The sequence below is a fragment of the Pseudoalteromonas qingdaonensis genome (assembly GCF_038739665.1).
GTDB classification, from domain to species: Bacteria; Pseudomonadota; Gammaproteobacteria; order Enterobacterales; family Alteromonadaceae; genus Pseudoalteromonas; species Pseudoalteromonas qingdaonensis.
Map to the genome: position 1 here is coordinate 162,942 of NZ_JBCGCU010000007.1, position 8,943 is coordinate 171,884.

Sequence of the window (8,943 nt, forward strand, 5' to 3'; positions counted from 1 at the left end):
CACTGATTTATGTGGTCAAATTCATCCATGAAGCTTGGTTACATCGCGCATCCATGCGCTCACCTCGCTAAGCTGCGAAGCATTGCTTCGGACTTGCTCGCCTATGTTCATAGCGAGCAACACAGAGCAGGATGCGTTTAGGTGAACCCGTAGGGCAGCGTTTGTAGCGCATTTCTACTGTGTTGTTACATGTTTATGTAGAATAACTACACCACACATGTGCCGCCTTGTACAAATACACTACAAACTGCTGCAGAAACAAACAACAAAGGTCAACAGACCCTAGTTAACCGCCGATTTTTAGCTTAAAAGATGTTGTTATCTTTTTTCTGAATTAGCTCGATAGCATAGCCATCTGCGTCTTTCACAAAAGCGATTTCCGTGGTGGTGCCTTTTACCGGACCCGGCTCACGGCTAATAATTCCACCTGCGGCGCGAATATCGTCGCTCGCCTTGTAGATATCATCATACTCGATGGCGATATGGCCATAAGCTGTGCCCAGCTCATAGCTATCCTGATCCCAGTTATAAGTCAGCTCAAGCACGGTATGATCTTGCTCTTCACCGTAACCTATGAAGGCCAGGGTATAACGATATTCTTCATTATCTGCTCAGCGCAGTTCTGTCATACCTAAAACTTGCGTGCAAAACTCAATTGAACGTTCTAAATTGCTCACGCGTAACATGGTGTGTAATAAGCGCATTATTCCACCTCAGTTTTGTCTTTAAATTCACATAAATCTTCAATAATACAGCTGCCACAGCGCGGTTTACGCGCGATGCAGGTGTAGCGGCCATGGAGAATAAGCCAGTGATGCACATCGACCTTAAACTCTTTGGGCACCACTTTTTCCAGCTTTTGCTCAACCGCAACTACGTCTTTACCCATGGCAAACTTGGTACGGTTGGAAACGCGAAAGATATGGGTGTCCACCGCTATGGTCGGCCAGCCGAAAGCTGTGTTTAGGACCACATTCGCGGTTTTACGGCCAACGCCGGGGAGGGCTTCTAAGGCCTCGCGATTTTCCGGTACTTCGCCGCCATGTTGCTCCACTAGAATTTGGCACATCTTGTAGACATTATTGGCTTTGGAGTTAAACAGGCCGATAGTTTTAATGGCTTCACGCAGCTCTTCGAGGCCTAAATCAAGAATGGCTTGAGGCGTATTGGCACGCGGAAAAAGTTTGCGGGTGGCCTTGTTAACGCCCACATCCGTAGCCTGAGCAGACAAGGTAACGGCAACCAGCAGCTCAAACGGCGAGCTGTATTCAAGCTCGGTTTCTGGGTGCGGATTGGCTTCACGTAAACGCTCTAAAATCATGCGTCGTTTTTCTTTATTCATTTTCTGCCCTTGTTATTCTTATACAGTTTCGCGTGGACGCTAGTCTAAGCTGGTAACCCGAGCGCGAGGCCCTTTTACCGGCTCAGCATCAGGCGTCAGTTGTTTTGCCTTTAACTGGGCGTCAATCAGGTTTTTAGCGGCAATTAATAAGCCTAAACCGATAAAGGCACCGGGCGGCAAAATAGCCAGCAATAATTGATTATCAAAATGAATGATGTCCAGGCGCAGACTTTGAGCCCAGGGGCCCAGTAGCAAGTCGGCACCGTCAAACAAGGTACCTTGGCCAATCAATTCACGCATGGCGCCCAGCACACAAAGAATAAGGGCAAAGCCAAAACCCATCATCAAGCCATCCCAGGCACTGAGCAGGGGGCTATTTTTTGACGCAAATGCCTCGGCGCGACCAATAATGGCGCAGTTGGTCACTATCAAGGGAATGAAAATTCCCAGTGATTGGTACAGGCCAAAGGTAAAGGCATTCATCAGCAATTGAATAATGGTTACAAAGGCGGCAATGATCATCACAAACACGGGAATACGTATGTCTTTAGGCACCCAGTTACGTACCAGGGACACGGTGACATTCGAGCCCACCAAGACCAGCAAGGTGGCAAGGCCAAGACCTAGGGCATTGGTGATGGTGCTGCTCACCGCCAGTAAGGGGCACAAACCTAGCAGCTGAACCAGGGCCGGGTTATTGGCCCAGACACCGTCTTTAAAAAGGGTTTTAAAATCGCTCATTATGACTCTCCCGGGTTGCAGCTGTTGTCTGCCTGAGCCAGGGTGTTGAAATTACGCTGCGCATAAAGCACGGTATTTTTTACTGCACCGACCACGGCGCGCGGGGTTATGGTGGCCCCGGTAAACTGATCAAAGGTGCCGCCGTCTTTTTTCACCGCCCAGCGTTTGTCGTCCTGGCTGCGCACCTGTTGGCTGCTAAAGCTGTTGATCCACTCGCTGCGCTTGGCTTCTATCTTATCGCCAAGGCCGGGCGTTTCGTTGTGCTTAGTAACACGCACGCCCGCTACTGTACCATCGGGGTAGATGGCACTAAGTAGCTCGATATTGCCGCTGTAGCCGTTAGGAGCCGTGCTTTGCATCACCAAGGCCACCACCTCCCCTTGCTTGCGGGCACGGTAGACGGTATAGCTAGGCTGTGGGCCTAGCTCCTGAGCGCTTATCTGAGTGCAATCCAGATACAATTCGTTGTCATAAGCAGACTCGGGAAGTACCTGGTGCAGCAGCCCTTGCAATTGCTTCTTTTCTTGCAGGGCAATTTTGGGTGCGGTGAATTGCTGCACCAGGGTCACAGCACCTGTGGTGAGCAGCGCAAAGGCGGTTAAAATGGCGCCATTTTTGCCCATAGATGAGAGGATCATGATTTTGCTCCATGGCCATAGGTGCGCGGTTGGGTGTAATGGTCAATCAGCGGCACCGCCATATTCATCAATAATACGGCAAACGCCACCGCATCCGGGTAGCCACCGAAACTGCGGATCAGGTAAACGATCACGCCAATGGCAGCGCCATAAATCAGGCGGCCACGATTAGTGGTAGATGCCGAAACCGGATCCGTGGCGATAAAGAAGGCGCCCAGCATGGTGGCGCCACTGAGTAAGTGGAATGCTAAGCCGGGCTGATTGCCTGAATCAAAGATATAACCGATGCTGGCACATAGCGACAGGGCTGCGAGCATGGCCACGGGAATATGCCAATTGATCACCCGCTGTTGCAGTAAAAATAAGCCACCGAGCAGATAGGCCAGGTTCACCCATTGCCAGCCTAGGCCGGCGGTTTCACCAAACACCGGCTTTGCCATGCTCTCGGCCACAGTCAGGCCATGGCTTATATCGGTGCGCAGAGTATCCAAGGGCGTGGCCATGGTAATGCCATCAACATTGGAGCGCAGCTGCTCCAAACTGTATCCAGATTGGCTATAGTTGCTGAAAATCATGCTTAGCTCATCAAGCAAACCGACCTGATGATGCATTAATTCCGCTGGCGGTAACCAAGAGGTCATTTGCACCGGGAAAGACACCAGCAGCAAGACATAGCCCGCCATAGCCGGGTTAAAGAGGTTGCCACCCAAGCCACCATAAAGCTGCTTAACAAAAACGATGGCGAAGAAAGTGCCGATCACTATCACCCACCAGGGTGCCAAGGGTGGAATACTTATCGCCAATAACAATCCTGTCAGCCAGGCGCTGCCGTCTTGCAAGGTGTGCCAAACTTGGCGGCCACGAATAAAGAGAATGGCGGCTTCAAACAGGGTGACACACACCAGGGCCAATGCCAGCTGGACTAACACTCCAGTGCCGAAAAAATAGCACTGTGCCAATATTCCGGCACTGCTGCCAGGGCCACCAACATCATCACACTCGTGAGCGATTTATGGCTGTGCTTAAAAGGTGAACTCATCATAGTGAGATTCATGATGGATCCTCTTGTTCTGGTTTATTTTCTGCGTCGCGCGCCGCTTTTTTCGCTTTGGCACGAGCTATGGCTGCGGCCACTGCGGCTTTCTTTTTATCTTCTGGAGACTGTTCAGCTTCTGGCGTCTTGGAGTTTTCGCTAGCGTCGTCCTGAGCTTCATCGCTTTGCGCTGCCTTGGCCTCTTTTTTCGCCTTGGCACGAGCTATTGCTGCCGCAACCGCTGCTTTTTTCTTGTCTTCAGGCGATTGCGTCTCTGATGATTGAGTATCAGTGCCTGTATTATTCTCTTCGCAAGGCTCGGTCGATGACTCGCTTGATGGCTTCACTGTTGCCTCAGCTTGCGCCGCCTTTTTCGCTTTGGCACGAGCTATGGCAGCAGCGACGGCGGCTTTCTTTTTATCTTCCTCGGACTGTTCTGTTGCAGGAGTGTCTGTATTGCCGCTTGTTTGCGTTTGGGCCTTATCGGCTTCTGCAGCCTGAGCTGCTTTTTTCGCTTTGGCGCGAGCTATGGCAGCGGCTACCGCGGCTTTTTTATCGTCCTGCGCCGGTGCGTCAGCATCTTCGGCTTGCGCCGCTTTTTTCGCTTTGGCGCGGGCTATGGCAGCGGCTACCGCGGCTTTTTTATCGTCTTGGGCTGGCGCTTCAGTTTCTTCAGCCTGAGCCGTTTTTTTCGCTTTAGCGCGAGCTATGGCTGCAGCAACTGCGGCTTTCTTATCGTCTTTTGCTACCGGCTCGGCGGTGTCTGCCTGTTGCTTTTGCTCTTTATACAAGCGGGCCTGCTCTTTTCGGGCGGCGCGCTCCTGCGCTACTTCGCTGTTATCCGGTTCAAGTTGTTCGCCTGCTTTTTTCGCTTTAGCACGGGCAATGGCGGCGGCGACCTTGTCTTTGTCAGCGCCTTTATCGGCTTGCTTGCTTTTAACCCGAGCTAGGGCTTCGGCCACCTTTTCTTTGCTTTGCGCGTCTTGCTCTTTGCTGCGACTAGGACGCTTATGGCGATTGCGACGTTCTTCTTGTTCGCGTTCTAAGCGCTCCTTGCGGGCTTCAAAGCGCTCCTTGGCACGGTCCGATTTAATTTGTTCAATCTGCTGTTCGCGAATTTCCGCTTTGGCCACGCGATAATACTGCACCAGTGGGATTTCGCTGGGGCAGACATAGGCGCAGGCACCGCATTCGATACAGTCGAATAGCTTGTGCTCTTCGAGCTTTTTGTATTCCTTGGTCTTGGCGAACCATTGCAACTGTTGCGGCAACAAAGAAGCCGGGCAGGCATCGGCGCAGGCGCTACAGCGAATGCAGGCACGCTCTTCACCTGGGAATGGCATCTCGGCTTCACTTGGCGCCAGGATACAGTTGGTGGTTTTCACTACGGGAATACGTACCGTGGGCAGGGTAAACCCCATCATGGGGCCGCCCATAATCACCCTTTGCATCGGCTCCGGGTTAAAGTCTTGCTGTGCCAACAGGTGTTTGACCTCGGTTCCCAGCAAGGCCCACACATTGCGCTGCTCGGCCAGGGTGTCACCGGTAACCGTGACCACACGTTCAATCAGTGGCTTACCCAGCTCAACCGCCTGTTGCACTGCGTACATGGTACCTATGTTTTGCACCAACACGCCAATGTCGGCGGGAATGCCGCCGGCGGGCACTTCTTTTGACGTTAGAATTTGGATCAGCTGTTTTTCCCCGCCGGACGGATACTTGGTGGGGATGGCGCGCACCTGCATATCGTCAATGCTGGCACAGGCTTGCTCCATGGCCGCTATTGCCTTGGGCTTATCGTCTTCGATAGCTATCAGGGTGATCTTGGGCTGTAACAGGTGGCGCAGTACTTCAATACCGCGCACGATTTCGTCGCTGTGCGCCTGCATCAGCACATCATCGGCACTGATATAGGGTTCGCACTCGGCGCCGTTGATGATCAGCACTTCTATTTGCTGCTTGGTCGAAGCCTTAATATAGGTTGGGAAACCGGCGCCACCCATGCCGGAAATACCGGCAAAATGCAGTATATCGATTAAACGCTCGGCAGTCAGCTCGCGGTAATTAGGGTGGGGCACCAGCTCGCACCAACGGTCTTCGCCATCGGGCTCAATAATAATGCTGAGCTCCGGCAATGCCGACGGGTGTGCCGAGGGCATAGGAGTAATATCGACGATGCGCCCAGAGGTTGGTGCATGCACGGGCACCGACCAGTTGGCGTGAGGCTTGGTTAATGCCTGGCCTTTAAGCACCTGCTCATGGACATTCACCAACAGGTGTCCTTGCGCTCCTATATGCTGTTTTACCGGTAACACCAGGCGCGGCGGCAGTGGCGGAATGCGGATAGGCAACGAATTTGACTGGCTTTTATTTAGTGCCGGGTGTATGCCACCTGGGCTTGGCCATAGTTGTCCGCGACTAATACGAGCTAATAAAGAGTCCAACACTGCACCTCTTAATCAATTTGTGTCACGGGGATGGCTTGCAACTGCCATTTCCACGTCTGTTTGGTTTGCGCTACCGGCACCATGTCGATGCAATCCACCGGGCAGGGGTCGACACATAGGTCACAGCCGGTGCATTCGTCGATCAAAATTGTGTGCATCTGTCGTGTGGCGCCAACTATGGCGTCCACTGGGCAAGCCTGAATACATTTGGTGCAGCCGATGCACTCGTCTTCGCGAATGTAGGCTACTTTTTTCTCCGGCTCGGCCTGTTCGCCACCTGCGAGCGGGGTAGCTTCAACGCCCATAAGGTCGGCTAATTTTTTAACCGTGGCTTCACCACCGGGCGGGCACTTGTTGACATCATCGCCATTGGCTATGGCTTCGGCATAGGGACGACAGCCTGGATAACCGCACTGACCACACTGGGTCTGTGGCAAAATGGCATCAATTTGTTCGACTATGGGGTCGCTTTCAACGCGAAAACGCACCGCGGCAAAACCTAGGATGACGCCGAAGATTAACGCTAGGAGCCCTAAGGCACAGAGGGCGTAAAATAAAATCATCATTAAAACTTAACTAATCCGCTAAAGCCCATAAAGGCCATAGACATTAACCCAGCGGTGACCATGGCAATGGCCGCGCCTTTAAAGGGCACAGGCACATCGGCACCGGCTAAGCGCTCGCGCATGGCTGCAAACAGCACCAAGACCAAGGAGAAGCCCACCGCGGCACCGAAGCCATAAACGGCCGACTCGACAAAACTGTGCTGCTCTTTGATATTTAACAAGGCCACACCTAGCACCGCACAGTTGGTGGTGATGAGCGGCAAGAAGATACCCAGCAAGCGGTAAAGTGTGGGGGAGGTTTTTTGCACCACCATTTCGGTAAATTGCACCACCACGGCGATCACCAAGATAAAGCTCATGGTACGCAAAAAGGTCAGCTCAAGAGGCAGCAGAATATATTGATTCACCAGGTAACTAGTGACGGACGCCAGAGTCAGTACAAAGGTGGTGGCCAGTGACATACCAACGGCAGTATCCAGTTTGCTGGACACGCCCATAAAGGGGCACAGACCCAAAAATTGTACTAATACGAAATTGTTGACCAACACGGTACTGACAAGCAGTAAAAGATATTCCGTCATAGGCACCCAAGAAGCTGAAAAGAACCGAACTATTATCCTTATTTCTCGGCCATTTCACAACCATTGCGATGGTTAATCGCGAGAGAGTGGCGGCCAAGACCGCCCTGTTCGTGCTTAGGCGGTTTTGGCGTCGGAGCTGCCGCGGATCACCAGGCTTGGGGTGAAGATGCGAGTGATGTCTTTATCCTGATTGCGTGCGCCTCGGGTTTTACTGAACAAGAGTCGCGCCGCATGCTGGGAGATCTCGTCATTATTCTGATGAGCTGTGGTCAACTTGGGCCAGGTCTGCTTGGAGAAGGGTGAGTCCTCAAAGCCGGTGATAGCCAGTTCGCCAGGGATGGCAATATTCATCAGGCGGGCTGCAAACAAGGCGCCGGCGGCGATTTCATCGTTACCGCCCATCACGGCGGTGATGCCAAGGGCATTGTCGTTTTTGAGCAGTTCCTTAGCACCTTTTACGCCAGACTCAAAAGAATAGTCGCCGTGGTAGAGCAGGGCTTTGCTGGCCTGAATCTGATTGTCTGCCAGAGCTTGTTGATAGCCGGCCAAACGCTCGGTGGTGGACTTGTGTCCCTGATCACCGCAAATAAAGGCGATGTTTTTATGGCCAAGCTGCAACAGGTGAGAGGTGATCTCGTAGGCCGCCGCATAGTCATTCACATAAATACAGGCGCTGTTGTCCTTGTTATCGCCGCGACCTGAGAGAATGCGCACTTAATGCATATTCATTTCATCGAGTTCATCGATAAGGTCTTGTTGTTCCGACAAAGGCGGGGTGAGCACCAGTCCGGCAATACGGGAGCGGCGGATCATGGTTTTCAGTTCGGTTTTCATATCGCTGTCGGCGTAGCTGCAGGGATGGATCACCAGCTCATAGCCTTCCTGACGGCAGCGCGACAAAACACCGTTTTGCATGTCGATTACATAGTAGGCGTTGGGTTGTCATACACTAACCCTATGGCATAGGAGGAAGTACCGGCCAGGTTGGGCTGGTAATTGAGTTCTTTTACCGCGGCCATGACCTGATCATGGGTTTTTTGCGCACCGATGGCTCGTTATTGATTACCCGCGAAACCGTTTTCATTGACACCCCGGCCAGTTTCGCAACGTCATTGATGGTTACTTTCATGATCGTTTCTTATTATTTTGCCAGCGTTTGGCGGTGCCTGTATTTAGTGACCTAGATGGTACTGTACACAGTAGAGAATCAAGTAAAGCCAAGGCCGATTCGCTTTCTAGTTTTGCCAGTTCCCACTTGCTGTTTCCAAAGAAAAATGACGCTAGGTCAAGTTTTCATTGAGTGTATCTAAAGTTCTAAATAATTAAGGCGTGTTGATCTTTCGTGACTAGTTTTTGAGCGGCATGGTAAAGGGTTATAATTTGCTTCGCCAAAAGTAAAAAAACAACTCAATACCATGCCGAGACTAATGCTAACTGATAAGCGGTGGCAAAAGCTACTTCAACTAATGAAGAGTACAGGCCGCATTTACAATAAACCAGAACACAGAATGACGTTTGAAGGGATACTCTTTCGGCTGAGAACAGGAATTCCGTGGCGTGATTTACCCACAGAATTTGGCAGTTGGAGCGCCGTT

7 protein-coding genes and 3 pseudogenes are annotated in these 8,943 nt (G+C 51.8%); 1 reads left to right on the forward strand and 9 read right to left on the reverse strand.

All coding sequences use genetic code 11. From position 1 onward, the window contains the following. Positions 1 to 305 precede the first annotated feature (305 nt). The 9 genes and pseudogenes from gloA to WCN91_RS08605 form a co-directional block, all read right to left on the reverse strand. Positions 306 to 704 (reverse strand): annotated as a pseudogene (gene gloA, locus WCN91_RS08565) (lactoylglutathione lyase). Beyond that, positions 704 to 1,342: an endonuclease III gene (gene nth / locus WCN91_RS08570; RefSeq protein ID WP_342678112.1), complete on the reverse strand. Its 639-nt coding sequence runs from the start codon at positions 1,340 to 1,342 to the stop codon at positions 704 to 706. Before nth ends, gloA begins: the two are co-directional and overlap by 1 nt. A gap of 39 nt (positions 1,343 to 1,381) precedes the next feature. Further along, the gene (locus WCN91_RS08575) at positions 1,382 to 2,083 is read right to left on the reverse strand and encodes an electron transport complex subunit E (protein WP_342678114.1); all 702 of its coding nucleotides are present in this window, start codon (positions 2,081 to 2,083) and stop codon (positions 1,382 to 1,384) included. Further along, complete coding sequence (gene rsxG / locus WCN91_RS08580; protein ID WP_342678116.1) at positions 2,083 to 2,721, reverse strand: electron transport complex subunit RsxG; 639 nt, start codon at positions 2,719 to 2,721, stop codon at positions 2,083 to 2,085. The genes WCN91_RS08575 and rsxG overlap by 1 nt, the downstream gene beginning before the upstream one ends. Continuing rightward, positions 2,718 to 3,775 (reverse strand): annotated as a pseudogene (gene rsxD / locus WCN91_RS08585) (electron transport complex subunit RsxD). The gene rsxG and the pseudogene rsxD overlap by 4 nt, the downstream one beginning before the upstream one ends. Further along, positions 3,772 to 6,198 (reverse strand): electron transport complex subunit RsxC, encoded by a 2,427-nt coding sequence (rsxC, locus tag WCN91_RS08590; protein WP_342678135.1) that lies wholly within the window; start codon positions 6,196 to 6,198, stop codon positions 3,772 to 3,774. The pseudogene rsxD and the gene rsxC overlap by 4 nt, the downstream one beginning before the upstream one ends. 11 nt (positions 6,199 to 6,209) lie before the next feature. After that, on the reverse strand, positions 6,210 to 6,764 hold the full coding sequence (gene rsxB, locus WCN91_RS08595) for an electron transport complex subunit RsxB (protein ID WP_342678136.1): 555 nt from the start codon (positions 6,762 to 6,764) through the stop codon (positions 6,210 to 6,212). A 2-nt stretch (positions 6,765 to 6,766) separates the two neighbouring features. Then, positions 6,767 to 7,348 (reverse strand): electron transport complex subunit RsxA, encoded by a 582-nt coding sequence (gene rsxA, locus WCN91_RS08600; RefSeq protein ID WP_105190380.1) that lies wholly within the window; start codon positions 7,346 to 7,348, stop codon positions 6,767 to 6,769. A gap of 114 nt (positions 7,349 to 7,462) precedes the next feature. Continuing rightward, positions 7,463 to 8,477 (reverse strand): annotated as a pseudogene (locus tag WCN91_RS08605) (LacI family DNA-binding transcriptional regulator). Between the two features lie 286 nt (positions 8,478 to 8,763). Here WCN91_RS08605 and WCN91_RS08610 point away from each other — a divergent pair. Further along, positions 8,764 to 8,943: transposase (locus WCN91_RS08610; protein WP_342678118.1), on the forward strand; the 180-nt coding region annotated here is incomplete at its 3' end.